This is a genomic window from Shewanella sp. YLB-07 (assembly GCF_009377275.1).
Window position 1 is genome coordinate 474,107 of record NZ_VOQB01000001.1, and the last position, 26,077, is coordinate 500,183.

Annotated in this window: 26 protein-coding genes and 1 pseudogene; 17 read left to right on the forward strand and 10 right to left on the reverse strand. The window is 43.0% G+C overall.

Features of this window, described 5'->3' with window-relative positions; all coding sequences use genetic code 11:
• Positions 1-79 precede the first annotated feature (79 nt).
• From FS373_RS01910 to FS373_RS01935, 6 genes are all read left to right on the forward strand, one after another.
• Positions 80-967: an alpha/beta fold hydrolase gene (locus tag FS373_RS01910; RefSeq protein WP_144047348.1), complete on the forward strand. Its 888-nt coding sequence runs from the start codon at positions 80-82 to the stop codon at positions 965-967.
• 95 nt (positions 968-1,062) lie between these two features.
• The gene (gene oleC / locus FS373_RS01915; RefSeq protein WP_152828935.1) at positions 1,063-2,820 is read left to right on the forward strand and encodes an olefin beta-lactone synthetase; all 1,758 of its coding nucleotides are present in this window, start codon (positions 1,063-1,065) and stop codon (positions 2,818-2,820) included.
• A gap of 3 nt (positions 2,821-2,823) precedes the next feature.
• Entirely contained in the window at positions 2,824-3,918 is a 1,095-nt protein-coding gene (gene oleD / locus FS373_RS01920; protein WP_152828936.1) for a 2-alkyl-3-oxoalkanoate reductase, read from the forward strand.
• Positions 3,919-3,975: 57 nt separating this feature from the next.
• Complete coding sequence (locus tag FS373_RS01925; RefSeq protein WP_227992507.1) at positions 3,976-4,449, forward strand: hypothetical protein; 474 nt, start codon at positions 3,976-3,978, stop codon at positions 4,447-4,449.
• A gap of 104 nt (positions 4,450-4,553) precedes the next feature.
• Positions 4,554-5,429: a DMT family transporter gene (locus FS373_RS01930; RefSeq protein ID WP_194165808.1), complete on the forward strand. Its 876-nt coding sequence runs from the start codon at positions 4,554-4,556 to the stop codon at positions 5,427-5,429.
• 64 nt (positions 5,430-5,493) lie between these two features.
• The gene (locus tag FS373_RS01935) at positions 5,494-6,354 is read left to right on the forward strand and encodes a LysR family transcriptional regulator (protein WP_152828938.1); all 861 of its coding nucleotides are present in this window, start codon (positions 5,494-5,496) and stop codon (positions 6,352-6,354) included.
• A 617-nt stretch (positions 6,355-6,971) separates the two neighbouring features.
• Here the strand turns inward: FS373_RS01935 and FS373_RS01940 are convergent.
• From FS373_RS01940 to FS373_RS01960, 5 genes are all read right to left on the reverse strand, one after another.
• Complete coding sequence (locus FS373_RS01940) at positions 6,972-7,583, reverse strand: hypothetical protein (RefSeq protein ID WP_152828939.1); 612 nt, start codon at positions 7,581-7,583, stop codon at positions 6,972-6,974.
• A 269-nt stretch (positions 7,584-7,852) separates the two neighbouring features.
• Entirely contained in the window at positions 7,853-8,350 is a 498-nt protein-coding gene (locus tag FS373_RS01945; protein ID WP_152828940.1) for a DUF417 family protein, read from the reverse strand.
• A 79-nt stretch (positions 8,351-8,429) separates the two neighbouring features.
• A complete protein-coding gene (locus FS373_RS01950; RefSeq protein ID WP_144047340.1) occupies positions 8,430-8,969 on the reverse strand; it encodes a carboxymuconolactone decarboxylase family protein in 540 nt (179 codons plus the stop codon).
• Positions 8,970-9,053: 84 nt separating this feature from the next.
• A complete protein-coding gene (locus FS373_RS01955; RefSeq protein ID WP_144047339.1) occupies positions 9,054-9,605 on the reverse strand; it encodes a TetR/AcrR family transcriptional regulator in 552 nt (183 codons plus the stop codon).
• A gap of 106 nt (positions 9,606-9,711) precedes the next feature.
• A complete protein-coding gene (locus FS373_RS01960; protein WP_144047338.1) occupies positions 9,712-10,059 on the reverse strand; it encodes a DUF6508 domain-containing protein in 348 nt (115 codons plus the stop codon).
• A 184-nt stretch (positions 10,060-10,243) separates the two neighbouring features.
• Between FS373_RS01960 and FS373_RS01965 the strand changes: the two genes are divergently transcribed.
• From FS373_RS01965 to FS373_RS01975, 3 genes and pseudogenes are all read left to right on the forward strand, one after another.
• The gene (locus FS373_RS01965) at positions 10,244-11,035 is read left to right on the forward strand and encodes a substrate-binding periplasmic protein (RefSeq protein ID WP_194165809.1); all 792 of its coding nucleotides are present in this window, start codon (positions 10,244-10,246) and stop codon (positions 11,033-11,035) included.
• A 202-nt stretch (positions 11,036-11,237) separates the two neighbouring features.
• Positions 11,238-11,999 (forward strand): annotated as a pseudogene (locus FS373_RS01970) (alpha/beta hydrolase family protein); the annotation flags it as partial.
• A gap of 269 nt (positions 12,000-12,268) precedes the next feature.
• On the forward strand, positions 12,269-13,024 hold the full coding sequence (locus FS373_RS01975) for a putative porin (protein WP_152828943.1): 756 nt from the start codon (positions 12,269-12,271) through the stop codon (positions 13,022-13,024).
• Positions 13,025-13,284: 260 nt separating this feature from the next.
• On the opposite strand, the gene FS373_RS01980 is transcribed toward FS373_RS01975, so the two are convergent.
• On the reverse strand, positions 13,285-14,148 hold the full coding sequence (locus FS373_RS01980; protein ID WP_152828944.1) for an RluA family pseudouridine synthase: 864 nt from the start codon (positions 14,146-14,148) through the stop codon (positions 13,285-13,287).
• Between the two features lie 95 nt (positions 14,149-14,243).
• Positions 14,244-14,570, reverse strand: coding sequence for an SMR family transporter (locus FS373_RS01985; RefSeq protein WP_144047333.1), 327 nt, complete (start codon positions 14,568-14,570; stop codon positions 14,244-14,246).
• Positions 14,571-14,953: 383 nt separating this feature from the next.
• On the opposite strand from FS373_RS01985, the gene FS373_RS01990 reads away from it, so the two are divergent.
• A complete protein-coding gene (locus FS373_RS01990) occupies positions 14,954-16,675 on the forward strand; it encodes a phospho-sugar mutase (RefSeq protein ID WP_152828945.1) in 1,722 nt (573 codons plus the stop codon).
• A 102-nt stretch (positions 16,676-16,777) separates the two neighbouring features.
• Here FS373_RS01990 and FS373_RS01995 read toward each other — a convergent pair whose 3' ends face one another.
• The 3 genes from FS373_RS01995 to FS373_RS02005 all read right to left on the reverse strand — a co-directional run bounded on the left by FS373_RS01995 (position 16,778) and on the right by FS373_RS02005 (position 17,816).
• Positions 16,778-17,062: an HU family DNA-binding protein gene (locus tag FS373_RS01995; protein ID WP_144047332.1), complete on the reverse strand. Its 285-nt coding sequence runs from the start codon at positions 17,060-17,062 to the stop codon at positions 16,778-16,780.
• The gene (locus FS373_RS02000) at positions 17,059-17,346 is read right to left on the reverse strand and encodes an HU family DNA-binding protein (protein ID WP_185976859.1); all 288 of its coding nucleotides are present in this window, start codon (positions 17,344-17,346) and stop codon (positions 17,059-17,061) included. Before FS373_RS02000 ends, FS373_RS01995 begins: the two co-directional genes overlap by 4 nt.
• 245 nt (positions 17,347-17,591) lie before the next feature.
• Positions 17,592-17,816, reverse strand: coding sequence for an amphi-Trp domain-containing protein (locus FS373_RS02005; protein ID WP_144047330.1), 225 nt, complete (start codon positions 17,814-17,816; stop codon positions 17,592-17,594).
• Between the two features lie 244 nt (positions 17,817-18,060).
• Here FS373_RS02005 and FS373_RS02010 point away from each other — a divergent pair, with 244 nt between their 5' ends.
• The 7 genes from FS373_RS02010 (at position 18,061) to FS373_RS02040 (ending at position 26,049) form a co-directional block, all read left to right on the forward strand.
• Entirely contained in the window at positions 18,061-18,369 is a 309-nt protein-coding gene (locus tag FS373_RS02010) for a hypothetical protein (RefSeq protein WP_144047329.1), read from the forward strand.
• Between the two features lie 283 nt (positions 18,370-18,652).
• On the forward strand, positions 18,653-19,468 hold the full coding sequence (locus FS373_RS02015; protein WP_144047328.1) for a GNAT family N-acetyltransferase: 816 nt from the start codon (positions 18,653-18,655) through the stop codon (positions 19,466-19,468).
• Between the two features lie 136 nt (positions 19,469-19,604).
• A complete protein-coding gene (locus tag FS373_RS02020; protein ID WP_152828946.1) occupies positions 19,605-20,495 on the forward strand; it encodes a helix-turn-helix domain-containing protein in 891 nt (296 codons plus the stop codon).
• Positions 20,496-20,829: 334 nt separating this feature from the next.
• Positions 20,830-21,849, forward strand: coding sequence for a hypothetical protein (locus tag FS373_RS02025; protein WP_227992508.1), 1,020 nt, complete (start codon positions 20,830-20,832; stop codon positions 21,847-21,849).
• A gap of 400 nt (positions 21,850-22,249) precedes the next feature.
• Entirely contained in the window at positions 22,250-24,949 is a 2,700-nt protein-coding gene (locus tag FS373_RS02030; RefSeq protein WP_194165810.1) for a M16 family metallopeptidase, read from the forward strand.
• A 122-nt stretch (positions 24,950-25,071) separates the two neighbouring features.
• A complete protein-coding gene (locus FS373_RS02035) occupies positions 25,072-25,455 on the forward strand; it encodes a VOC family protein (protein ID WP_144047324.1) in 384 nt (127 codons plus the stop codon).
• 99 nt (positions 25,456-25,554) lie between these two features.
• Entirely contained in the window at positions 25,555-26,049 is a 495-nt protein-coding gene (locus FS373_RS02040; RefSeq protein ID WP_144047323.1) for a GyrI-like domain-containing protein, read from the forward strand.
• Positions 26,050-26,077 lie beyond the last annotated feature (28 nt).

Sequence of the window (26,077 nt, forward strand, 5' to 3'; positions counted from 1 at the left end):
TCAGTTCCATACCTCACATAATCACGTTATGCGCCTCAAGTTTGAGGCGTGATGATGCAAAGAATATTTAGGAAGAGTCATGTTAGACACTCTGTTTCCCTTCAAGCGAAATTATCTCGACAGAAACGGCCATAAGCTACAGTACGTAAATGAAGGCCAAGGTGAGCCTGTAGTCATGGTTCATGGTAACCCTAGCTGGTCTTTCTATTATCGAAATGTGGTGTCTGCTCTGAGCAGTAACCACCAGTGTATCGTGCCGGATCATATCGGCTGTGGCCTGTCTGATAAGCCGGATGACAGTGGTTACGACTACACATTAAAGAATCGTATCGACGATCTCGAAGCCTTACTCGAACATTTAAACGTCAAAGAGAATATCACCTTAGTCGTACACGACTGGGGCGGGATGATAGGCATGGGTTATGCTGCGCGCTACCCTGAGCGGATAAAACGTCTGGTTATTCTCAATACCGGCGCGTTTCATCTTCCTCAATCTAAGCCGTTTCCCTGGCCCTTATGGATCTGTCGTAACACCTTACTAGGCACGGCCATGGTCCGAGGTTTCAACGCGTTTTCATCCATAGCCTCCTATGTCGGTGTTAAGCGTAAACCTATGGCGAGTGAGATACGTAAAGCCTATGTGGCGCCTTTCAATTCCTGGGCTAACCGGATCTCGACCTTGAGGTTTGTACAGGATATTCCCCTCAAAGAGGGTGATAGAAACTATGAGCTGGTCTCTGAAATAGCCGCCAGTCTGCCAAAGTTTGCTAATGTGCCGACTATGATCTGCTGGGGCCTGAAAGACTTCGTTTTCGATAAGCATTTTCTGGCCCAGTGGAAAGTAGAGATGCCCCATGCGAGCGTGCATGAATTTGCAGATTGCGGTCACTATATTCTTGAAGATGCCACTGATGAAGTCGTCGGACATATCACTCAGTTTATGAACAGCGACTCTGCCGCTGTTTAATACTCGCAGTCAGCTTTTAGCGAGAGGATAAAATACAAATAAGCGGTCAAGATTGACCGCTTATTTCATATAAGCAATGAGAAAGGTCATCGAACATGTCAGCCTCTTTAACTGCCAGCCATTCTTCAACAGTACAAAACAGCGACATTAACACGAGAGCGGACGCTAATCTCTGTCGTCACCTCATTAGCGCCGCAAGCCATTCCCCTAAAGATCTCGCCGTAGTGGTACAAACAGCTAGCGGGACTATTTTCTCCGTCAAGACGCTGGAATATCAAGAGCTCAACTTTTCAGATCTCAATCAACAAAGTGATCGTTTAGCCCATGGCTTAAATGCTTATGGGATAACGCGTGGCATGAAGGCCGTGTTGATGGTGACCCCGAGCGTCGACTTTTTTACGTTAACCTTCGCCCTGTTTAAGGCGGGTGTTGTGCCTATTTTGGTGGATCCGGGCATGGGAGTGAAGAATCTCAAGCAATGTTTCATCGAATCTGAGCCCGATGCCTTTATTGGTATTCCTAAGGCGCATCTGGCCCGCAAGCTCTTTGGTTGGGGCAAGGGGTCGGTTAAGCATCTGGTGACCGTAGGCGGTCGCAGTTTGTTTGGAGGAGTGACACTGGAAGCCATCGCAGCACGCGGCTCATCAGAGCCCTATGACATGCACTGGCTAGACCAAGATGAGATGGCCGCTATTTTGTTTACCAGTGGTAGCACAGGAACGCCCAAGGGTGTGGTCTACTCCCACAAGATGTTTGAAGCTCAGATAAGCGCTCTGAGAGATGATTACGGCATTAAGCCTGGTGAACGTGACCTGGCTACTTTTCCGCTATTTTCTTTGTTTGGACCCGCACTGGGTATGGCCTCGATTATTCCAGAGATGGATGCCAGCAAGCCGATAACGGCCAATCCTGATTACTTGTTTGCCGCGATCGAGAAGTACCAATGCAGCAACATGTTTGTCAATCCGGCTTTGATCGAGAGGTTGGGGCAAGCGGGCGTACAAGAAGGACTGGACGATGAGGTTAGTTACCATAAGTTGCTAAGCATCAAACGTGTCATATCCGCAGGTGCTCCGGCGACTATCTCTTCTATCAAGCACTTTAGTAAGATGCTGAGTGATGGTGTGGAAGTGCTTAACTCTTATGGTGCCACTGAATCTTTGCCCCTGAGTAAGATGGGCAGCCAGGCATTGTTTGACACCAGTGCCATCACAGATAATGGCGGCGGGATTTGTGTCGGTGACGCCATCTCTGGGGTGGATATTGCCATCATAGAGATCACCGAGAAACCGCTCACGCACTGGAGCGAGTCATTGAGGTTAGAGGCCGGTCAGATAGGTGAGATAGTCGTTAAAGGACCTATGGTGAGCCGCAGTTACTATCGCCGTGATAGCGCGACCGAGCAGGCTAAGATTCAAGATGGTGAAACGATACGCCATCGTATGGGCGATCTCGGTTATCTCGACAGTGAAGGCAAGCTATGGATGTGTGGCCGTAAGGCCCATAGAGTCGATGCCAGTTGTGGTAAACGCTACTTTTCCATCCCCTGTGAACGTATCTTCAATACCCACCCCCAAGTAAAGCGAAGCGCGTTAGTTGGGGTTGAGGTTAATGGCGACGCTGGTACCCCAGAGGTTGTGCCTCTATTGTGTATTGAGCTGGATAAATCTCTGGCATGCTCGTTAGGCGCCGGTTTATATGCTGAGCTTAATGCCATCGCCGAGCAACATAGCCAAACTCTGGGTATCAAACGTTTTCTCATTCATCCTGAATTTCCTGTCGACATTCGTCATAACGCTAAGATTTTTCGTGAGAAACTGGCAGTCTGGGCCCAGAATAAACATAAGGAGTAATCCATGTCAGCGACTCATGTCTCAGTCGATACACACGCTGTTTCATCTGCTTTAGAAGCGTTTCATGTTCTGGAACAAGCAGCGGTCCTGGCTCTTAAAGGTAAGGTGGATCATGCCTTTGTCACAGGTGCTGGCGGTTTTTTAGGTAAGGCAATCTGCCAACGTTTATTGGCGGCGGGGATTAGGGTGACAGGCTTTGCCCGAGGTGAATATTCTGAGTTAACGGCCATGGGCGTGACTATGGTTAGAGGCGATATTGCCGATGAGGCTGCTGTTGTTGATGCAATGAAAGGCTGCGATCTGGTTTTTCATGTGGCTTCCAAGGCGGGTGTCTGGGGCAGCAAACAGAGCTACTTTTCACCAAATGTGGATGGCGCGGCCAATATCATCAGCGCTTGTCAGCAGCTTAAGATCAGCAAACTTATTTACACCAGTACGCCAAGTGTGACTTTTGCCGGTGAGGATGAATCCGGGATCGACGAGAGTGCGCCTTACGCCGCTAACTATTTAAATCATTATGGTGAGTCTAAGGCGGTTGCGGAGCAGATGGTGCTCGAGGCCAATAGCCAAGTATTGAAGACTCTGGCGTTGCGCCCTCATCTTATTTGGGGGCCAGAAGATCCTCATTTGGTGCCGCGTGTCATTGAGAGGGCAAAAGCCGGACGACTCAAGTTAGTCGGCAAAGAAGATAAATTGGTGGATACCATTTATGTGGACAATGCTGCATATGCTCATATCCTAGCCGCCGTTAACTTGTGCTGTGAGGATGCGTCGGCCGCGGGTAAGGCTTACTTCCTCAGTAATGACGAGCCAATCACCATGGCTGCCATGCTGAATAAGATTTTAGCCTGCGCTGACTTACCGGAAGTGACCAAGCGGGTTCCTGCTGGCCTAGCCTATGCCGTCGGTGTCGTGCTCGAAAGCGTCTATGGTGTCCTTGGTAAGACAGATGAGCCTATGATGACCCGTTTCGTGGCTAAGCAATTGTCTACTAGTCACTATTTCGATATTTCGGCCGCGAAAACAGATTTCGGATATTCTCCTATTATTAGCATTGACCAAGGGATGGTGAAACTGAGACAGTATCTTAAGTCTTAAATCAATCTAGCTTAGGCATGCAGAATGAACATGCCTAAGCGCTACCAAGGAAGAAACATGTTCGCTCCAAGTCGTCTGCTCTTATCTGTTTTGGTCTCACTCTCGTTGATTTTCTCTCTACTCTTACTAAGCTCTACGGCGCTAGCAACTGAGCTTTCGACTAACCCTTTTATTGGCAGTTGGCAGTTAGAATCGGGCAAGTATCTGGATGACAGAGGTGAATGGCAGGACTATAAAAACCTTAACTTGACAGCCATCAAGGTTATCTCGTCCTCTCATTTTAGCTTCACTACCATGAAAGAGATTGAGCAAGCTGATGGTAAGAAGAGGCAAGAGTTCTGGGCCGCAGGTTCGGGGCGCTATGAGTTCACCGATAGCCAATATATCGAGTATCCTCAACTTAATTCTTTCGGCGTAACGCCTGGAGAGTCATTTGCGTTTGAGTATCAGATGAAAGGCCAACAGCTGCATACCAAACGTATCGAGCAGGGCGTGCTTAAAGAAGTTGAGGTCTGGCAGAGGTTGGACTAATTATCTATTCGTTTTTCGAATGCTATTATCCATTATTATTCGTTTTTATAATCAGTTCTGTTTGGTTAAGCTCTTCTGATAAATTCTAACTAGGGTGAATGCTAATGCATTCTAAGTATCAGCTTTCGTTACAGACAGCGGCTTTTCTTTTTGGCGCTTCAGCATTAATCGCTGAGCAACTGGCGGTCGGGGTTGTGGTGATAGTGTTCGCTCGTTGCCTGTTTGCCTCACTCACTCTTACTGCCTTAGTGCCGTTTTTTAGACATCAGTTACTCTCGCCATTATCTGTCAATGAGATGCTCAAATTATCTGTGTCTGCCACTCTACTAGCACTGCACTGGTTCAGCTTCTTTATGGGAGTCAAGCTAGGAGGATTAGCCATAGGTACATTGGGCTTTGCCTGTTTCCCGGCTTTTGTGATCGTGTTTGAGGCGCTTTTCTTCAAAGAGAAAATTACGGCTCATGATGGGGTTATTATCCTGTTGATAGGTATTGGGATATGGCTAATCACACCAAACTTTGATTTGTCAGATGAATCAGCCCTAGGCATGCTGTGGGGGCTGGGATCCGGTGTGATCTACAGCATCATGATGCTTACCAACCGCTATCTGGTTGACGGGGTTAATCCTATGCAATCATCTTGGGTTCAATGCCTGGTTATTACTTTTCTGCTGTTGCCATTTTCCTTCGAAGGCATGTTAAATATCACCTTAGAAGAGTGCTTATTACTCGCTGTATTAGGTATCTTATGCACCGGCATTGCCTATACCTTGTTTATTTATGGCGTATCAGGCGTTAAGGCTAAAGTCGCCGCCACTGTTATTGCATTAGAGCCCATTTATGCCATCTTGTTAGCCTGGATTATTTTTTCTGAGCAGCCTTCTTTAGTTGTATTATCTGGTGGCTTTGCCATTATTCTTGCTGTAGTCATTTCGTCACAGAGACGTGTATTTAAGCAAGAAAAGACGGCTAGTATTTGAATAATTCTTTTTGGTTACTTCTATTTCAGTTGCTATGTAAACCATGTCGCAAAGAGAAATCATAATGAGTGAACTTAACCTTGAAATAAGCTGGCTCCACTCGTTCGTGACAGTCGCCAAGACTGGTTCTATGACGGAGACGGCAAAGATTCTGCACCGCTCACAATCTGCGATTAGCATGCATATCAAGAATATCGAAGACACTCTAGGGCGAGCCGTGTTTAGCCGTGAGTCGAGACGCTTGAGCCTGAATGCATCGGGGCAAGAGTTGCTGGTTCACGCGCAAAAAATTCTTTATGTTTATCGCAATTCTATGCGGGAACTTATGGGATCTGATGTCCAGGGACATATCAGCTTAGGTATTCCTGACGATTATGCCATGGCTTATCTGCCTGCCTTACTCAGCATATTTTCCGAGAAATACCCCTCTATAGAAATTACCTTATGCTGCGAGCCTTCGTCACAACTCATCCCTAAGATAGCAGCCAATGAACTGGATATTGCCGTCATCACACAAGATAAAGCCGATCGCGGGGAGTCTCTTTTTTCCGAAGAGCTGGTCTGGGTTGGCAAGCAATCTCAGCAGATTTGGAACCGGAGTCCGCTGCCCGTCGCCATGTATGAGTTTGGCAGTCAGGCTAGAGCTAAGATACTTGATAAACTCGAATCACTTAGCTTCGGGTATCGCATCGTCTACAACAGCCCTAATATTGCCGGTCAGTTGGCCGCCGTCGAGAGTGGCATGGCCATCGCGGTGTTAACAAGATGCAGCGTACCGGCGCATCTTCAAGTGCTAAACAATACTAGGTTGCCTAAATTACCGGCCCTAGATGTAGGTGTTATGACCAGCTCTTCAGTCACTAAAGGGTCTCTGGCGCACTTGCTCTATGATGAAATAGTGTTAACACTAAGGAAAGAAGCTTAGCTTTCGGTATTTGTTGATGGGGAAGTTACTCTAACTCATCTATAAGCATTCTTCTCCAGAATTGACTCTTCGGCTTTTAAAAATTAGAACTTCTAGATTAAGCCACCTGGATACCTTGCAGAAACAGAAAAAACTTATGACTTACAGTAGTTTGTTACTGAATTTATAAGCGGTTGTTTCTATAAGGATGTAGGTAAGATGCGGTATCGTGCTGTTAATGTGTTGAGTGTGGCCCTTCTGTGCTCCTCTCTAAGTTCTGTGATGCTCATTCCACAGGCCCAGGCTATTGAAAATAGCACGGTGTCCTTTTGGGGGCGTTCAAAGTCAGCCAGCAAGGCGCGGCAACTTACAGCTTACCTATCGATGTGCCTAATGCCCGCGGCTTAAAACCCAATTAAGACGCTCAGAGTTGTCAGGTGATACACAAAATACCAAGGAAAGTTTGATGACTAAAGTTCTATTTATCTTGATTGTATTTTTATTGGGGTGTGAGCTTGTTATTTTCCATTCCTGTATTTTGGTTAGCGGGAATAATATTTTCAGCTTTATGGCTTCACAATAACCTCTAGGCGGTTATGCACTGACATGTTGCCATAGTTGTTATGTAGTAAGTAAGGTTAGAATAATACTGATTGAAATCTGTTACCCAAGCTGCATAAGAAAAGCTTCACACTCCATGGCTGTGCACATTTCAGCCTATCTGAATTTTGTGTGTTGAGTGCTGAGTAACGATGATATAACTCGCTTTGGTGTACCAATAACAGCTCGAAGCGATTAATCAGTGTTTGAATCGCCTCGACTAACACTTGCTCTAGTCTAGCTAAGTTTTCATGGGTCTCCTTTATCCTTAGAGTAAATTCAGGTTTATCGGTTTTGAGGCTGGTCAATGTTTCTGAAACGAATTGACTCAAATGATAAAACTCATCAGAAGCAGTATTGAGCTCTCCAACCTCATCAATGTAACCATAAAGCAATCGCTCCGAACGTTCAGTTAAATAGTTAAATCGGGCATTAAGCAGGCATAATTGTTTTTGTGCCGCGCCTGCCTGAACGCACACGGCATCACTCAGTGATACTTCGGGGAGGGTGAGTAACTCATCAGTCTTTAATTCATCATGAGCTATTTTATAGAGCGACAATGTGTTCTTAGCCGCTAATAGAGTTTCTGCTGTGCCTTTGTTGATTAACGACTTAATTGACTGCTCTGTTTCTAATAATACATTTTGCATATTCCCTCCCTTTGTTCAGCTAGTAAGACTTGCTTTCCTTTCGTCGAGTAAGCTATCAAGAGGCTTAATCTATGTGTTACTAAATAGGCTTCATTTTGCCAACTATTTCTCTTGGTTGTGCATCCTATTTGTTATCGGGTTGTGTTTTATTGCTGCCGCCCCATAAAAACTCGGTGGAGCGGTGCAATAAAACGTTCTACGTCCAGACTTCATTTCATTACTGCATGACATAAGCGAGTTTGTTTGCTCTAGTGTTAGTTTCAAGGTTATTAGTCTTGACGTTGTGCAGCTGCCCATGTTGTTAGACTATGCCCAAGTACAAAGAGAGAGGCGGCAAATAATCCCGCATCTTTGAGTAAAAACTCGCCGAAGAAACTCAGTGTCGGAAAGCCTGCTTCGGTTGTGATACCAGGCAAAAAAATCATCATACTTAGGGTTACCGTAAATAGAGTGATTGAGAGTAGGCCGCCAATAGCGGACAAAGCAGGATTAACAAATCGCCCAATAATCAAGATACCGATAAGCACTTCCAGGCTTCCTAGAAAATCAACTAAACCTTGTTTAGAGAAAATGATATACATCCACGAGACTAAAGGGTTATTAGCTATCATGCCGTACATGCCTTCGGCCTGGCCAGAGGTGAATTTCATTCCCCCAAACCAAATATAAATAATTCCTAGCGTGATATAGATCAGGGGTAAGCCCGTCTTCTCAATTTTTTGGCCAAGGGTCGATAAGGTTTGCAGTTGGATGGTATTAACGTTCATGGTTCACTCCTGTGGCATGTGCCTGATTATATTTAGGGCTCTATGGCCCAACATGTGTTTGCTATGTACTTGGCGGCGATTATTCAGTTAGGCTGATTTTTGGAAAATCGATGTCAATCTCAAAAGCTTCATTGAAATAATTAGTGAAGGTGTTTAGCGCTATATGTGCTATGACCTCAACAAGTTGCTCTCGGTTAAATCCTGCAGCTTCTGTCGCTGCGAGTTGTTTCGTCGTGACACGGCCTTTTTGCTCTATCACCTGTCTAGCAAAACTCAATATGGTGTTTGTTTGGCTGTCTTCAGAGCGGGCATTTAAATTCGCTCTTATTTCTGCCTCTGACAAGCCGAGTTTTCCACCGATAAAAGCATGAGCTGATGCACAGTAGTGACAACCATTAGTCCCGGCGATAGTTAACGCGAGTTGCTCTGACAATTTTTTGCTTAAAACGCCTTTTTCAAGGGATCCCTTAAAATTTAAAAAACCTTCTAATGCACTGGAAGAGTTGGCTATTGCGCCAAATAAATTGATTTCGGCGCCCATCGCCTTTTTTAATGCTGTGAGCTGAGTTTGTGCCTGACCTGTCGCGGTATTAACAGTTAACGTAGTAATGCGTTGCATAATAAAATCCTTAATTAATTAAAGTTAAGCTACCTTCTAGTAGGTAGGTGTAATGGTTAAAATTTTTAGGGTTTCCCCTCCTTCTTAGCTAATAATATCCAAGCAGGCGTCACAGGTTTGCTTATATAACCCTTGCTGGTTACGGTTTAACATCAGCGCACCTTTAATCGCGCAGCAGATAATGACAGCTTGTTGCTCTGGTGCCCCATTAAAGCGAAACTCACCCGTTGTTAAGCCCTTTAGCAGCACACCACTGAGTATCTGTAATTCTAATTGAACCAGTTTATTTACTTGTTTTTGCAACTCTGCACTCAGGAGTTTCAAATCTGTTTGCATAGAAAATATTCCACACATGCCTCCAAGCTCAGCACAATCATCAAACACTGAAAAGTAACCTTGTAATTGTGCCCGGGCTGTTTTTTTCATCGATAATTGCTGTTGTAACTCACTGAGCGCATCACTTTTTTGCTGACAATAAGCAATCCCCAAATCCGCTTTGGTAGGAAAGTGATGATGTATACTGGCTTTCTTTATACCCAGCTTTTTGGATAAGTCAGCATAACTAAAACCATTAAAGCCATTTTGCTGAATTAATTCATCAGCGTACTGTAAAATATCTATGTATGTAGTGTTCATGCAATCAATGCTACCTACCAGTTGGTAGGGTGTCAAGGTTTGTTATATCAAAATACGCTGGCCATAACGTTGAGATATTTCAAATCAATGAGTTTCAGGCACTCAATCAATGGCTACTAGCAAACCAACTTAGCCGATCCATTACAGCTTTTAGTACGCCAAGTTGCCGCATGTTATCCAGAGTCTTAGGGCTAAACCGTTCAAGCCTGATAATAGCCGTGAGTATCAGCTGACATTCAAATATCGTGGAATCAGAGATATAATCAGGTCTATCAATAAAATGGCTATAATTATACCAGTCTTCCCAGCGGAAGCTGATTAGTAATAGATTTCTGTTCTCTAATTCTTTTTCAAAGTTTTTCTTATTACACAATAGTGATGAGCCAGATTTTTCTAAGCAGCTTCCAAATCTTTCGTGAATAAATGAAGTGTGTTGCAATAGAGGTTTGTTCATGTTTATTCTTTCTCCTATTTAATAAAGTAGCAATAACAAGCATTAGACAGTAAACAGAGACCTGTACAATCAAAATAAAATTTCAATAGTTATTTTTTGGGAATGGTTTTATGTATTCTCCGGTCTTTATATCTTGAAGTATGGTTAAATAATCGATTTGTAGTGATTAACACTGGGGGTTAAGGTGAAATTAAATATTCTCGTTCTCATTTATGTTATTCCACAGCTTTCTCTAGCTGATTGTCTAGTTAAAGTTGGAGTTGAAGATTTTTTCCCTCAATCTTATTTACATAGTAGCGGGCATTGGCAGGGGATGAATATTGAACTCGCAGAGGCCTTACTCGATACGATCAACTGCACTCCGGACTACATGACTATCCCTAGGAAAAGGGCTCTTCACCTGATGATGAATGGGGAAATAGATATGTTACTCAATGTTTCTATCACTGAAGAGAGAAAGCAAGGGATGTATTTTATTGGGCCTCAGCAGAATGAGGCCATCGTACTTGGCATAGATGAAAATTCAAAATTTTCGATAAGCTCAATAGATGACCTCACCCATTTAGGTGGATTAATTTCCATTCAACGTGGTGCTCACTATGGGGATGAATTTTCTCTAAAGCTAGAAAATGAGCCAGATTTTTCTCATTATTTTGTCACTGTAAATGGCAATAAGGATAAAATAAAACTCCTAAATTTAGGCAGAACAATAGGCTTCTTGGAAGAGTATTATCAGTTGCGCCACGCCATTGCTATTCATCCTGAATACAAGAATGTTAAGATACATCCATTTGTTATTCATACAAACTTGGTTTACTTTGCCTTTAGTAAAAAATCAATTAAACCTGATGTTTACCTGAGTTTGAAGATAGGTTTTGAGAAGGCGAAAGAAAGTGGGAGCTTTCTAAAAATAATAAATAAGTACAACCGAGTTGATGTTCCTATAGAGGGAGAACCTACAGGGGATTTTAAATAATATTACGCCACTAACAAGTATTAATGGGTGCAATCCTTTTAAATAGGAAGTTTAATATGTCTGAGGTCAATATTTAAATGTCATTTTAGTGAACAGAAAAGACCATTACTCTTATTATTTTTCAGCGTTAATAAATACAAGTGTTTTTTGAGCTAGTCGCGGCCATAGATGGGCTAAATAATCAGTAATTGAGGATGCCAGCATGAAAGAGAAAGTTGAATTTATCAGTAATGGTCAGACATTAGTCGGTTTATTAGAGCAACCAGCTGGTAATGTTAGTGCTTTTGCCTTATTTGCCCACTGCTTTACTTGTGGCAAAGATATCGTTGCCGCCTCAAGAATATCTCGGGCTTTAATGGAGAAAGGTATAGGTACACTTAGGTTTGATTTTACTGGACTTGGTAGCAGTGATGGTGATTTTGCTAATACCAATTTCTCCTCAAACCTTGACGATCTCAAAGCAGCAGCGGATTTTTTGAGACGAGAGTACGATGCGCCGCAGCTATTAATTGGTCATAGTTTAGGTGGTGCCGCGATGCTGTCAATCGCCGATGATATTCCAGAGTGTAAGGCTGTTGTTACTATAGGTGCGCCTTCAACTGCCGACCATGTGATCCATAACTTTTCCGGTTCAATTGACGAAATCAACACCGAAGGGTTAGCTCATGTGACCTTGGGGCCGCATACATTTACCATTAAAAAACAATTTCTAGATGATTTAGACTTGCATGCTAAAAAAGGTTTTACCCTAACAAAAAAAGCCTTGTTGGTTATGCATTCTCCAGTGGATACCACAGTGTCTATTGCTCAGGCCGAGAAGGTATACTTTCAGGCAAGACACCCTAAAAGTTTTATCAGCTTGGACACTGCAGATCACCTAATAACACGCAAAGAAGATGCAGAATATGTAGCGATAAACATAGCCAGCTGGAGTAGTCGATATTTATGCTTCTCTACGGCTCATAAATAGGGCTAGGAGTTGGTCATGACTGGGTTAAACGGTTAAAGAACCGTTTATTTGTAGAACAGCCCATCGATTGAGAAAAATACGACTTAAATTCAAGCTCTGAAATACAAAACTGTAAACATTGAAGCACTGATCCTTTCTTTTCCTACCCTTAGGAAACAAATAAAAAATATTTTTATCAGATAGTTATGGTTGTTTTACATTGGCTCAGTTAAGTCATCGAACACCATCAATTATTATGTCATTAGACATGTCAAGGAAAGAGAATGAAATTAATTACTGCTTCAACATTGGTTATAGCCCTATTGAGTGCAAATGCAATGGCTGCACAGGATAATGCATACCAGCATGAAGCTAGCGTGGGTTATCTTACCAATTCAGATGAAATGGGTGACGGCATTTTGGGTGTTAATTATCGATACTATGCCAATCCTGTCGCACAAAATACTAGCCCTTATGCGCTAAACGGTTTTCTTGCCCAGGAATCTAATATTGGAGCGCATTATGCTAATTTTGATGCTCTGGACCTTGATACCGTAGGCGTTGATGGTACTTATGTCTTCGATTCTAATTGGTTTGTGGGTCTAAACTATCAACGTAGTAGTATTGGTAATGTGGATCTCAACACTTATGGCGTTGAGCTTGGTTATTATGTTAATGAGCAGACATCTTTTTCAGCTTTTTTTGATGGTGGTACAGATGATAATGCAGAGGAAAACTACGGCTTAAATATTCGTCGTTATTTAGAGCTAGACTCAACACCTGGAATTGATCTGTCGGCGGGCTGGGTACATGCCAATTCGGAGAATAACTATAACTTAGGCGCTGACTGGTATGTAACGAACTCATGGTCCGTTGGATCTGGATATACACGCGATGCTGAAGATGGTGACTTCGACATTAGAACCGCTTATTGGTTACGTATTTCTGATGATTTCTCTGCTAATTTCGCAATATCAAAAATCATTAACGAAGATATCGACGGTGTCGGTTTAGGTATTACGCTCACTGGTCGATTCTAAAGGCTTATTTATAGTCGATTCACTTATCTTGTTTGTGTCTTAATGGTTTCAATCATTGGGTGAGATTTGTTTTCTGCATGTCTACACTTAAGAAACATGCTTAGGTTTAGCTTGGGCTATTCTTGATGTGAGTCAGTAGTGCGGCTCTCATCAACATGCTTGTCTTGGATGTTTTTTAGCTCTATTCCGTCCGAATAGAGCTTTTTTTTTGTGAAAAATTGAGACTGAGAACGGTGGGAGACTTATATTTTCATTCTGTATCAGCACGCGATGAGTTTAGGCTTTAACCTTTCAGGCAGTTCAAATTCTTTAATTTCATCTGTGATGGGACAAGTGAATTTAAGATAGCAAGAGGTGAGCTGCAGATTCAATTCACCTTCTTTCGCTACGCCGTGGAGTCTGTCTCCTACGACCGGATATCCAATAGATGCCATATGAATACGGATTTGGTGCTTACGTCCCGACTCAATTTTCACCTGTACTAAAGAGCGTTTTTTCTCTTCATCAAAGGCTAACAATCTAGCGTGTGAACGGGCTGCTTTGTTATCCACATCTGTCGCTATGGTGACTGACTCCAGATTTCCCGAGTTAAATTGACCTTCTACTATTACCTGATAGTACTTATCGAGTTGCCTTAGCTCAAAGAGCTTAGCCAGGGCCGCGGTGGTTTTTTTGCTGTGACCGATAAGAACCAAGCCTGTCGCGGCTCTATCTAGCCTATGAATGATAAATGCCGGACGATCGGGGGCGAGGTGAATCTCGGCGTAGCGGTTAATAGTGGTGTGATCGCCCCATTTAGACCCCTGACACAACATGCCATAGGGCTTGTACCAGATACTGTATTGACCCCCATCGAATATCAATTCGGCTGCATCGACACTGTGTGCTAACACTTGCGGGTTGTAATACAGATGTAGCTCATCGCCAAGCTTTAAAGTCCGTTTAGCACGGCGAAGTCTCTGGGTCTGTTTGCCTCGTGTAAGCCAAACGGCTCCCTTGTTCATCGCCTGCTTTATCTGTTGCTTAGACAGTTTTGTCTCTGCTGCCAATAATGAAGCAGCATCAAGTTCGAGGTTATTAATGGTCAAGTGGGATTCGAGCACATTTTGAGTGACTTGGGGCATAAAATATAGGCATAGCTGATAGTGTTAGACGCTATTTTACATCATTTGATAATGAAATCTGCTGATTATTGTGCCCAATCACTACTGGTGTTATTTCAACATATGGCTTTAGTATTCATATTGATTAAAGATACGCCTATGATGATCAATATCATGCCGAAAATGGTGTCCATATTGGGTATATCTCCTCTTATTGCTCCGATAAGTGCGATCAGCACTATTCCAGCTCCACACCAAATAGCATAAACCACGGCAGTAGGAATATTGGCTGTCGCTAATGAGAGGAAATAGAATGCACTGGCATAACCTATAGCGCACCCAAGGGAAGGCAATATCCGGGTAAAGCCCAATGTAACCGGGAGTAAGGTGGTAGCAATGACTTCTGAAATGATAGCGATACTTAAATAGAAGTAACTGTTCATTTTTAATCTCTGGGGGTCAATGTAGGCTTTAGAAGTGGCTCTATGAGTTTAAAAAAACGGCCCTGACAAACTCAGGGCCAAAATAAAACCATAAAGGAGAAGCTAAGACGAATAATGCCTCTGCAGGGCAAGCCTACTTAGGTTAAAACCATCAGGATTTAGTTAAGTAGGGTTGACGACTTCGGAGGGGATAATGCCCTATGCACGTCTATTAGGCATCATTAAGGATTTTGATTAAGCTTGGTAGTTTTCATTAATCATTTTTTAAAGTGCAAATTTGCTTGTTCTCTATAGATGCTAGGTTTAGGGTTAATGATAACTATTTCCAGCTGCTGACGGTAATTTAGGCCAGGCGGCACAATCTATACCAGGTGAAGTGAATTATGGATACACAGTTAAAGTTTAGGGTTAAACATTGGCTTGATTATGATCCAGATCCCCGTACTCGACAGGAACTGCAGGCGCTCATAGATACTGGCAATGAAGCTGAGTTACAGCAACGTTTTTCGGGTCGACTCGCATTCGGTACCGCCGGGCTAAGAGGCGTCGTCGAAGCGGGCCCCATGGGGATGAATCGCTTGGTAGTACAGCAGACATCGGCAGGGCTTGGAGCCTATCTTAAGCAACAGGTTAGCGATGTCGACACTCGTGGTGTGGTCATCGGATACGATGGACGCCACGATTCAAAGCAGTTTGCCCATGATGCGGCGGGCGTACTCACTGCCATGGGAATCAAAGTCTATTTGACCTGTAAGGTAGCGCCGACTCCTTTAGTGGCATTCGGGGTTAATCATCTCGATGCGGCGGCAGGAATAGTGGTGACCGCGAGTCATAACCCACCTCAGTACAATGGTTATAAGGTGTACTGGGGCAACGGGGCACAGATCATCCCGCCTCACGACTCAGGTATTGCGGCGTGTATCGATAAGGCGGCGACAGAGTCAATCCATTTATTGGATCTCGAATCTGCCAGGGCCAATGGTAAGCTAGTCGTGTTGGAAGATGATTTCTATCAAAGTTATCGTCAAGGGATCAAGGATGCATCTGTGCTGCAAAACCACACTCAGCCTGAGCGGGTAAGCCTGTCTTACACCGCCATGCATGGTGTCGGCGCGGAGATGGCCGAGACTGTACTGGCCGATGCTGGCGTGACTCAGGTCTATTCTGTGGCCGCTCAACGTGAGCCCAATGGTGACTTTCCTACGGTGAATTTCCCTAACCCCGAAGAGAAAGGGGCTATGGATCTTGTGATAGCCGAGGCGAAGAAGCACGGCGCCATGTTGGCTTGTGCTAACGATCCCGATGCCGATCGTTTTGCGGTTGCCGTTCGTACAAAGGCCGGTGATTATCAAATGTTAACCGGTGACCAAGTGGGTGTGCTGTTTGGCCATTACTTGATGACTCACGCCGCTAAAAATCAACGTCTGACCTGCACAACTATCGTGTCTTCAAGCCTATTATCGAAAGTGGCGGCGAGTATGGATGCGACCTGTTTGACGACACTGACAGGCTTTAAGTGGCTGACTAATGTCGGCATGGCGGAGCAAACTGAGGATAACCAATGCCTGTTTGCCTATGAAGAAGCCTTAGGTTACATGGTTGGCTCTATGGTGTGGGATAAAGACGGTCTATCTGCGCTGGTGGCGTTTGCTCAGTTAACTGCTGAGCTTGCCAGTCAAGGCAAGACCATATGGGACAGATTAGAAGCCATCTATCGTGAGCATGGGTTTCACCTCAATGCACAGGTGAGCATAGCGCTTAAGCCCACTACGCCTAATATTGGCGCATATCTACGTAAGGAGCTACCGAGTGTGATTGCCACAAAGCAGGTATTGAGCACAGATGATATCAGTTGTGGTTTGCGAACCTTTAAAGACGGCACCACTGAAGTTATCGATCTACCTGCCAGTGATGTGCTTATTTTTAAGCTGGAAGGAGGGGGACGTGTCATCGTCAGGCCGTCAGGCACAGAGCCCAAGATTAAGTGTTACTACGAAGTGGTCGCGAACATGACGAGTGATGACAGTTTAGATAGCGTTCAGATCCGTGCTCAAGCAGAGATGGATACCTTTATCTTGGCTCATCAGGCATCTTTACCTCAATAATCGCTATTGATATAAGGCGTTTTACGTTTTCTTTTCTGAGCCTAGCAACTGTGAATAGTCGCTAGGCTCAGAAATAATTGGGAGTTGGTTGCTAGGTAAATGCTATGGGCTTATGTCGGTGGTGGAGCGGGAAGGTACAAACCAAGGGACAATTTTTTCAGGAACGATTATTTGTTGATCTGTTTTGGGATTGCGTTTAATCCCCGAGGGACGGATATTATACTTTATGACCCCAAAACCTCGAATTTCAATTCTCTGTTGTGCCCTGATTGATTCAATGAAAAAGTCTCGTGTTGCCTCTACTATCAGCATGGCATCTCTCTGGGGAATGGAGAATTCATGGCTTAAACGCTGAGCCAAATCTATGAGGTGGATTTTCACGTTCATGTTTCCTCCGGTGTCTGTGCGAGATTAGGACGAAATTTAAACGTTAATCGACTTCTGGCGGCTATGATCACATCTTCGCCCGTTTTGGGGTTTCTTCCCGGTCTAGCCGCTTTATGAGATTGCTGGATATTCCCTAGGTTTTTCAAACTAACGATATAGCCTGACTTCGCTATTTCAACTATGTCGTTAAGTAAAAAATCAGTCATCTCTTTTAGCTGTTCGGCTCGATATTTTGATAAGTCTTGCTTTACTCGGACCACAAGATCTTTTTTTGTTTTTGTCATTTGATTTATCGTCATAAGAGTTTGTAATCATAAAATAGGCAAGGATTGCGCAGTCAGTAGGGAATAACATACTCGCTATCTGTTGAAAAAAGGCTCTAAACAGAGAGAGTAAAGAGCATTAAACAGCAACAGGGTGAGATTTCTTAAGAATCTCTGGGTATATTTATAGTCGAAACAGTGGCCTTTATTGTTTCTTTAGCGTTTCGGGCTGAGGTTTTCATTATGCCTTTTGTGGCCATGAATGTTTAAACGTTAGTCCATTTTATCTGGAACTCAATTTCCTCTTCGTCTCCCTCACGTTCATGCTCTATGTTGTACTTTGCACGCACTGGCACATAGATACGCTCGCCGGCGATCTGAATCTCAAACTTACTCTCGCTTTCCAATGAATCAGCCAGTCGGCGAAGTTTAGCCACGAACTCTGCCTTTGGGTAATCCTTCTCTATGTCTCTATCTGCTTTATTCGTCATGTGTATTCCTTCATTGAGAGTGAGAAATTGTCCAATATCACTTTACTTAAAAATGGGCTGGTTTCCTCTTATTTTAGGGAAAATAAATTATTTCTAGATCCATGCTTGACCCTCCACTAAGGGGAGGGATTATCCTGCTGTTATTGAAAACGAGGAGGCTAGTTGGCAAACTTTATAGCCCTCGTGAACAGCAAATTATTAGCCCTTATTTATAATTAATCGAACCTAAATTGTGGAGTTAAACATGAAATTATTGATCAGCGCAGCCCTATCAGCCATCTTAGTACTCTCTTCTGCATCCGCCTTTGCCGAGACTCCAGATTTCTCAAAAACAGCTGCTGCGCAATCTAGCTATGATTTTTCAAATAATCAGCCTGCCAAGGGAAATAATGTGCAACAGAGCTCGGCACAGCACGATTTTTCCAAGACTGCGGCAGCGAGTCGCCAGTATGACTTCTTAAACAATCAAGTTGCCGAGAAGAAAGCACATCACCTTCTTGCTTCCACACAACATGATTTTTCGACAACAGCGGCAATAAAGCAGGTTTGTTAATTCAGTGAGCTGTCACTGTTTCAGGTGAAAAGCCAAGCGTGTCTTGGCTTTTTGTTTAAGAACCTTTGTTCTCCCTGAATGCGGGTCATATTTTCAGAGTAGACACCTTAGAGAAAAGCTCGACAACAGAAATAGTACTCACATCTAGTTCATGCGATTTATCACTTTATTGCTCAAAGTGTCGTTTTTATTCAATCTTATATTCCGGCCATCTCGTACTATTTTCCTATCGAAAGCGAGTTCCCTCGTTAGTTTTTCAAATACATTTGTTAGGTACAGAGCCATGTTAGAAATTAAAAAAATTGTGTCATTAAGCGAGATCTGTAAACTAAAACTGCAATATTTTTCGCTATCAAGGGCCCCACTCGATGGCATGTGGCATTTCGGTTTTGTCCCCATGTCTGACCATTTTGCTTTTTACGAGAATAATCGCCTAGTAGGTTTCTGCTGCATTAATGGTGAAGGCTATATGTTGCAATTTTATCTATCTCCAACAGCGAAAACCAAAGCTACAGAATTGTTTACTTTGATTGCGAAAGAAAATATTTCTGAATTTGGGAAAGTACTTGGGGCATTCGTGAGTACTGCAGAGACCGATTATTTATCACTTTGTTTAGATAACACGTCTTCAGTTAAGGTCAATGCTTTAATGTATCAGCACAATAAGGTACAGAATATTGAGACCATAGAACCGTTGGGAATGACATTAGCGTATCAGGAACAACTTAATGATTTCGTTGGCTTTGCAGCGACCAATATTGGTGCGCCAGAACAATGGTTGTCGGCATATTTTGGTAACTTGATTCAGCGCCAAGAGCTATGGGGCTACTGGTATGAAGGCACATTATTAGCAACTGGTGAGTGCCGGTTATTCGATGATTATCAGACTGACTATGCGGATCTAGGTATGATAGTTGCTGAATCTGAGCGAGGTAAAGGTGTTGCGACTCGTGTTCTTTATCACTTAATTAATCAGGCTTCAAAGCAAGGGTTAATACCGATTTGTTCGACAGAAAGTAGCAATATTGCTGCTCAAAAAGCCATTTTCCGTGCAGGATTTATCTCCTCAAACCGAATAATTCAGTGTGAATTTACCTAGGGTTAATGAAGGATTCCTATAGCTTCATTCCTATTTAGGGATGAAGCTATTTGCCTTAAATGAGTAAGCTAACTGTAATTAGTCATGGTTTAGCATATAGTAACAATGTAATCCAAGATGATGGTTATAGACTACAATGATCAACTGGCTTCAGGCGCCCAAGTCTCAAGACGTCGCCAAATATATTGAGTGTTATTGGCTTATTGAAAAATGCCCTAGTGTAGAAAGTTATCAATATCCCAAGTTAAACCCAGATCCATCGGCTCACTTAATCATATCCCCAAGCAACCAAGCCTATGATTATGGTATGGACCTTGGCACAGTTGATGGCCATGGTAGTCATTTGTTGTTTCCTCATCTGCAAACTTTTCAGCTCGATCACTCAAAACCATTTATTCATTTAGGAGTCAAATTTCGTGTTGGCGCATTGTACTCCCTTGGTTTTCCACTCTATTCCCATTCGATGTTAGATGTTATTGAAGAAATTAATCTTGCTAACTTATTTTATTCAAATGAGTCAAATGTAAATGAACTTGATGAAAATAAACTTATAGAAGTGGCAAGAAGTGATTCTGAACTATGTCGTAATCAATTAGATACTTTATTTTTGCCTTGGCTTGGGAACTGCAAAGAGGATCAGCATAGCAGGCTTACTCGAAAAGTACTTCAGTTACTGGACGCATCTCCAATCTCTAAACTTGGCAATATGCTTTTTTGTTCTCAAAGAACTTTAGAGAGAAGCTTTAGTCGGGTAACAGGCCTAACATTGAAACAATGTCAGACGATGAACAAGTTAGAGGAGATGCTGGAATATCTTTATCAACGTAGTGCTAATGAAATTGATTGGGTTGAAGTCGCTTTTGAGTTTGGGTTTAGCGATCAGCCTCATCTTATTCGTCACTTGAAAAAGCAGATAGGTTTAACACCAAAAAGTTACGCTAATGAGAGGGGCTTAACCATAGATGTTTATGGTGGTGTTCGTTCTTCCTTAGCCAAGACTTCAACTATTGCTATTCCAACGAACTGACTTATTTAATACGCTAGCCATACAGTTGGTTTTAAATGAGCTATTTAGTATTTCGCCTTTTTTCAAGAAGTTGCACTTATTTCTGGAGTGGCAGGCACATCAGGGAATCTAAATAGGAAAATGAATCTAGTTAAAAATGTAATCAAGCTTTATTTCAACCTTTCTCTACTTTGTTAACGAAATTAGGTACTAGATGTTATTATCTGATATCTCATATTTGTATGACATTGGATAACAGTTGTTGCAGGTTAGAAGCTTACTACTTTCACTATCGCTTACCTTTATGGCTTTGACAATTGCTGAAGCTCAGGGTCAAGCTCTGGAACCTGTTCTGATGCAATCTCGAACTCAAGTGAATAAGCCTGTTGTGGCGAGCAATGCTGGACTATCTCTTGAGCAAGAAGCTATGGATCCAGAACCTACTGAACAAGACGCCGATGCACAAGAAGATGTAGAGCCAGTAAAAGAGAAAGCCTCACTCGATAAGGCTGAAGAGGCTCTTGATCCCTGTTTAACCCACTCGGCAGATAATACCGCTTTCGATCAAGCCTTTGATTATCTCAATACTAAGTTTTGTCAGCCGGCTATCTGGTTCGACAGCTTTTTTGTCGATGATCGTACTCAGGAAGATGCTCGGGCCGGGACCTTAGTTCGCTGGACTAATGATTTCTCTTATTACTTCAAGGAAGGGTTCAAATATAGGGCAAACCTCAATGCCAGGTTCAATCTTCCCGGGGTCAACCAGAAGCTTAAAGTGATCATCGACTCTCAAGGGGAGGACGATCCGTTCGCTTTCCTAAAAGGGCCCGATGATGAGGGGGAACGGGATATCGGGCTTAGATATGATTGGTATGCTAAGGACAGAGTGAGTTTCAATATTAAGGCCAACTTTAAACCTAAGTTAGAGGCGAGGTGGCGCTATACCTATCCCATCTCCCAGGGCACCATTACTCGACTCACGCAGAAAATCTATCAAGAGAAGAAGGTGACCGGAGAGTCTACCGAGTTCGATATTGAGCATTCCTTCGATGAAGATTTTTTATTGCGTTGGAGCGTGGTCGCTCAGTATGAAAATCGTGATAATGGCTGGGAGTTTGGCAGCAGTGTTAACCTTTACCATTACATCAGTAGTAAGCAAGCACTTAACTATATTGCCAGTATCTATGGTGTCGATACGCCTTATCATTATGTGGAGAATGCCAGAATCGCCATCACCTATCGGCAAAATTTCGCCAGGGACTGGTTATTCTTCGAAATTACCCCCGAGTATAACTGGAGTAAAGAGATCGACACAGACAGGTTAGATCAAGCCATTATCACCTTTCGATTAGAAGTAATGTTTCAGAACATCTGATCTATTGTATCTATTTTGTTTAATACTTATCCGGCTTTGGGTTGGTTGTTGTTTTTACTGTGATTAATTGATCTTATAGTGATCTACTATTGGCCTTTACATAGTATGCCACCCTATATTGAAACAGTTTGTATCCACCTCGTGCTAATCTCACGCCAATCTTTTAGCAGTAGTATAAAAATAGAGACTTTAAAATACTATTCGCTTCTTATTTTAATTATATAAATTCATGAGGTTATGGAATATGTTGCGTATTCGATCGAGTTTACTAGTCATCATTTTTACACTGGTTATTCCTATTGGATTTATCGATGCTGCTCCCTTACAGCCAGTAGATAAGAATGATGCACTTTGGTATCCGAAAACTGATCTGACACTGCATCCCAGAGTTAAGCCATATGTGTTAGAGAATGGTATGAGATACATACTAATTCAAAGTCAATCTCCGAAAGATGAGGTGGAAATCCGGCTGCATATCCGTGCAGGGTCAGCATTGGAAAAAGGCCCGCAGCCAGGTGTGGCACATTTTTTGGAACATATGGCATTTAATGGGTCTAAAAATATTCCTGAAGGTGAAATGATCACTATGTTGCAAAGGGATGGGCTCGCTTTCGGTGCTCATACCAATGCGTTCACCGATTTTACGCAGACGGTTTATCAGTTGTCACTGCCTAGCGCTGAAGAAGAGCTTATTGAAAAAGCTTTATTTATTATGAGGGAAACCAGTAGTAACCTGACGATTGATAAAGCTGCGGTTGCAAGAGAAAGAGGGGTATTAAACGCTGAGGTTAGAGGCAAGCAGGGGCCTGAATTTAACAGTTTTCTTGATTGGATTCGGTTTGCCTATCCGGGGACTGATTACATCAACAAGATCCCGGTTGGTTCATCTCAAGGTATTAAGTCTGTTACTCAAGATATTCTGGTGGAGTTTTATCACAGGTATTACACACCAAAGCGTACAACATTGATTGTTACAGGAGACTTTAACCCTGAACGGGTCAAAAAAGCGATTCAAAAGCAGTTCTCAGATTGGACGGCGGATGAAAGCCTCGATGAACCGGACTTTGGGAAATTGGTCGTCAATACTGAAATTAGTACCCATGCTTTTATCGATAAGAGTATCGATAGTCGTATCTCCATTAATGTGATCACACCAGCTAAAGTTGAGCCAGATAGTCGTAAAAAACGTCTTGGTGATCTGTTAACTTATCTTGCTAATACTGCCCTGTCTATTCGACTCAATGATATTGCTATTAACAGCGATAACTTGATGACGGGAGCTGCGGCCTATCAAGAGCGTTCGGAACTGGCAACCATTAGTAGTGTTTCAAGTTATATCGATGCAGAGCAATGGCCATCAGCACTTGAGTTGATTGAGCAAAGCTTAGGTCAAACCTTAGAGTTTGGTTTTACGCAAAAGGAGATAGATCGGTTAGTGGCAAGCTTTGAAGCTGATTTGAAACTGGCTGTCCAATCTGAAGAGACTGTTCCGAATTATGTTATTGCGGACTCGGTGACTCAAGCTGTTGAAAATCGAGAATCAGTGTTGTCGGCGAAGGATAATTTAGCGTTCTTTCAAAAGAACATTGTGGGTATTAAAGCGGAACAGGTCGCTGAGCATTTTAGACTGTTATGGTCAGGGGCTGCTCCCAGTGTTTATCTCACAAGCAATATTGAAATTGAAGATGCAGAAGCAGCAATATTAAAGGTATATAACCAAAGCTTAAATACTCAAGTTTATCCCTTGGAGGCACGTGAAGAAGTCGAGTTTCAATACGTAAACTTTGGTGATAAAGGGAAAGTTGTATCTGAAAAAACAAATAAAGTGAGTGGAATAAAATCTGTCCAGTTCAACAACGGTGTTGTAGTAAACGTAAAGCAAACAGAGTTTGATAAGGGACAGGTGTTTATCTCTTTACGTGTTGGTCATGGCCTTGAGGATTTTCCTGCTGACAAAGATGGGTTAATTAATCTTTTTGAGTATGGTTACCAGTCAGGTGGGTTGAAAAAACACACATTCGATGAGCTGCATAATATCTTTCTCGATAAGAATGTCTCAATGGCTTTAGGCGTCGGGTTAGACAGTTTAGGTGGAACTTACAGTACGACGCCTGATGAATTAAAGCTGCAGCTGCAAGTATTGACTGCACTCTTGACGGAACAGGCTTATCGTTCGGAAGGGGAATCTTTTTTTAGACATGAGATCAAAGTCAGTGAGCAAATGGCTAGCTCCAGTCCAGAACATGTGATTGATACACAATTCATGCGCACTTTATATGGTGAGGATAAGCGTTTTGGGCTTGGACCCTTATCTGAGATTCAGCAGCGCACATTTGCTGAACTTAGACCTGTTATCGAACGGATCATGAAGAATGGGCCGATTGAAATTGCGATTGTGGGTGATATCAATAATCAAAAAGCAATTTCAGCGGTAGCTGAAACATTTGGCGCTTTGCCACAGCGGTTTAAGCTCCCAAGTCACCATTATCTAAAGGGAATAGATTTTCCTGAGCCCCAAACTGTTATCTTGTTTCATCGAGGGGGGGTGGACACCGCGTTGCTAAACACCTATTGGAAAACTGATGACGATCGTGATGTGAAGAGCATGCGCAGATTGCAACTTCTGCAAGAGATACTCACATTAAAGTTGACGAAAAAGCTAAGAGAGTCAATGGGCGTTTCTTATTCTCCCTATGCATTTAGCACTAATTCAGATTCTCTGGATGGTTACGGTTTCATTGGTATGAGCAGTAACATAAAGCTTGGTGATATAGATAAAGTTGAGGCGGCTTATAAACTGATAACTGACGAGGTGAAGAAAGAGGGCGCAATTACAGATGATGAGTTATTAAGAGCCAGAGCTCCTATCATTAAAGATGTTAAAAATGCAGTGAATAGTAACTGGTTTTGGTTAGACTTGGCTAGCCAAGCTTATAGCGCCCCGGCTCGTTTTGATCGATTTAATCAATTTACACAAGAGTTGAGTGCCGTGACTGTGGCCGATATCACTCAAACTGCAAACCGGTACCTAGTTCAGGAAAGAGAAGTGATTGTTAAGGTTCTTCCTGAGAAAATATCTAATAGTGTTATAAAGCAATAAATTTGTCCTGTCTGAAAGCCTACTGACACTATGCTGTCAGTAGGCCTGGTTTATCCTTGTTTCGTCGCTAAGGGAGAAGCACTCATGTTGAGTGTGAACTTAGTAATTGAAAGGAGTTCAATATGTTACATCAAGCACCGCTAGTCTGGGGCGAAATAGCCGTCGAAAACATGGATAGAGCCGTTGAGTTTTATGGCAAGCATTTTGGTGTCAGTTTTAGACGCGAAGTCATGAACGATATGGAGATGGCGATTCTAGAAACTGAGGATAAGGAAGCGGCCAGTATTGGCTTGGTTAAACATGAGATGATGAAGCCGTCGGCCCATGGTAGTGTGCTTTATCTGCACTTGAGTGAGAAACTGTCTCCTCTGGTTGAGAGTATTACCCAAGCTGGCGTAAAAGTGCTCCTTCCTGTCATGCCTATCAAAGAAGGCGAGTGCGGTTTCATCGCGTTATTCGAAGATAGCGAAGGCAATACTGTCGGCCTGTGGTCAAAAGATAAATAGTGGCTAGTTGTAGGTTGGGAGTGGGTGGGCCGGATTAGTTCCGGCTCATGCTTGGTATTACTTGAGTGAGTAAAATGGCTTTAGGCTAAAGGAAAGCAGATGACTGTGATAAAGGAAGATGTGGTTTCGCCGGTTTTGGTAACCCAAGAGGTGATTGAGTTAAGGGGACTGGCGGTAAGAACATCAAATCGTGCCGAGCAAGTTGCCGATACTCAGAAAATTGGGCCGCTTTGGCAGCAGTTTATAAGCTTATCTGATGTTCAGAGCAATATGAGTTCGCCAGTTTATGGCAGTTATTACGACTATGAATCCGATCATAATGGTGAGTTCTCTGTTCTCGCGGGATTAGTGGTAGGGTTAACTAAAGTGGGAGCCGATAATTCGGAGCTGACTGGACTGACGTTAGCCGCCGGAGAATACCTGCGTTTTAGTGCTATTGGTGAGATGCCTGCTGTGGTGATCAGTCTTTGGGGTCAGGTATGGCATTATTTTAATGATGAAAATTGCCAATTTGAGCGGAGTTATAGCACAGATTATGAGTGCTACACCTCCAATGACGGTGTAGATATTTACATTGGCATCAAGCTTAGATAGCCTTAATTTCGTACCAAAGAGTGTGCTA

Excerpts from the sequence above, each read along its gene's own strand:
- FS373_RS01910 (WP_144047348.1), top strand. The coding sequence starts at position 80 with ATGTTAGACACTCTGTTTCCCTTCAAGCGAAATTATCTCGACAGAAAC.
- oleC (WP_152828935.1), top strand. The coding sequence starts at position 1,063 with ATGTCAGCCTCTTTAACTGCCAGCCATTCTTCAACAGTACAAAACAGC.
- oleD (WP_152828936.1), top strand. The coding sequence starts at position 2,824 with ATGTCAGCGACTCATGTCTCAGTCGATACACACGCTGTTTCATCTGCT.
- FS373_RS01925 (WP_227992507.1), top strand. The coding sequence starts at position 3,976 with ATGTTCGCTCCAAGTCGTCTGCTCTTATCTGTTTTGGTCTCACTCTCG.
- FS373_RS01930 (WP_194165808.1), top strand. The coding sequence starts at position 4,554 with ATGCATTCTAAGTATCAGCTTTCGTTACAGACAGCGGCTTTTCTTTTT.
- FS373_RS01935 (WP_152828938.1), top strand. The coding sequence starts at position 5,494 with ATGAGTGAACTTAACCTTGAAATAAGCTGGCTCCACTCGTTCGTGACA.
- FS373_RS01940 (WP_152828939.1), bottom strand. The coding sequence starts at position 7,583 with ATGCAAAATGTATTATTAGAAACAGAGCAGTCAATTAAGTCGTTAATC.
- FS373_RS01945 (WP_152828940.1), bottom strand. The coding sequence starts at position 8,350 with ATGAACGTTAATACCATCCAACTGCAAACCTTATCGACCCTTGGCCAA.
- FS373_RS01950 (WP_144047340.1), bottom strand. The coding sequence starts at position 8,969 with ATGCAACGCATTACTACGTTAACTGTTAATACCGCGACAGGTCAGGCA.
- FS373_RS01955 (WP_144047339.1), bottom strand. The coding sequence starts at position 9,605 with ATGAACACTACATACATAGATATTTTACAGTACGCTGATGAATTAATT.
- FS373_RS01960 (WP_144047338.1), bottom strand. The coding sequence starts at position 10,059 with ATGAACAAACCTCTATTGCAACACACTTCATTTATTCACGAAAGATTT.
- FS373_RS01975 (WP_152828943.1), top strand. The coding sequence starts at position 12,269 with ATGAAATTAATTACTGCTTCAACATTGGTTATAGCCCTATTGAGTGCA.
- FS373_RS01980 (WP_152828944.1), bottom strand. The coding sequence starts at position 14,148 with ATGCCCCAAGTCACTCAAAATGTGCTCGAATCCCACTTGACCATTAAT.
- FS373_RS01985 (WP_144047333.1), bottom strand. The coding sequence starts at position 14,570 with ATGAACAGTTACTTCTATTTAAGTATCGCTATCATTTCAGAAGTCATT.
- FS373_RS01990 (WP_152828945.1), top strand. The coding sequence starts at position 14,954 with ATGGATACACAGTTAAAGTTTAGGGTTAAACATTGGCTTGATTATGAT.
- FS373_RS01995 (WP_144047332.1), bottom strand. The coding sequence starts at position 17,062 with ATGAACGTGAAAATCCACCTCATAGATTTGGCTCAGCGTTTAAGCCAT.
- FS373_RS02000 (WP_185976859.1), bottom strand. The coding sequence starts at position 17,346 with ATGACAAAAACAAAAAAAGATCTTGTGGTCCGAGTAAAGCAAGACTTA.
- FS373_RS02005 (WP_144047330.1), bottom strand. The coding sequence starts at position 17,816 with ATGACGAATAAAGCAGATAGAGACATAGAGAAGGATTACCCAAAGGCA.
- FS373_RS02010 (WP_144047329.1), top strand. The coding sequence starts at position 18,061 with ATGAAATTATTGATCAGCGCAGCCCTATCAGCCATCTTAGTACTCTCT.
- FS373_RS02015 (WP_144047328.1), top strand. The coding sequence starts at position 18,653 with ATGTTAGAAATTAAAAAAATTGTGTCATTAAGCGAGATCTGTAAACTA.
- FS373_RS02020 (WP_152828946.1), top strand. The coding sequence starts at position 19,605 with ATGATCAACTGGCTTCAGGCGCCCAAGTCTCAAGACGTCGCCAAATAT.
- FS373_RS02025 (WP_227992508.1), top strand. The coding sequence starts at position 20,830 with ATGCAATCTCGAACTCAAGTGAATAAGCCTGTTGTGGCGAGCAATGCT.
- FS373_RS02035 (WP_144047324.1), top strand. The coding sequence starts at position 25,072 with ATGTTACATCAAGCACCGCTAGTCTGGGGCGAAATAGCCGTCGAAAAC.
- FS373_RS02040 (WP_144047323.1), top strand. The coding sequence starts at position 25,555 with ATGACTGTGATAAAGGAAGATGTGGTTTCGCCGGTTTTGGTAACCCAA.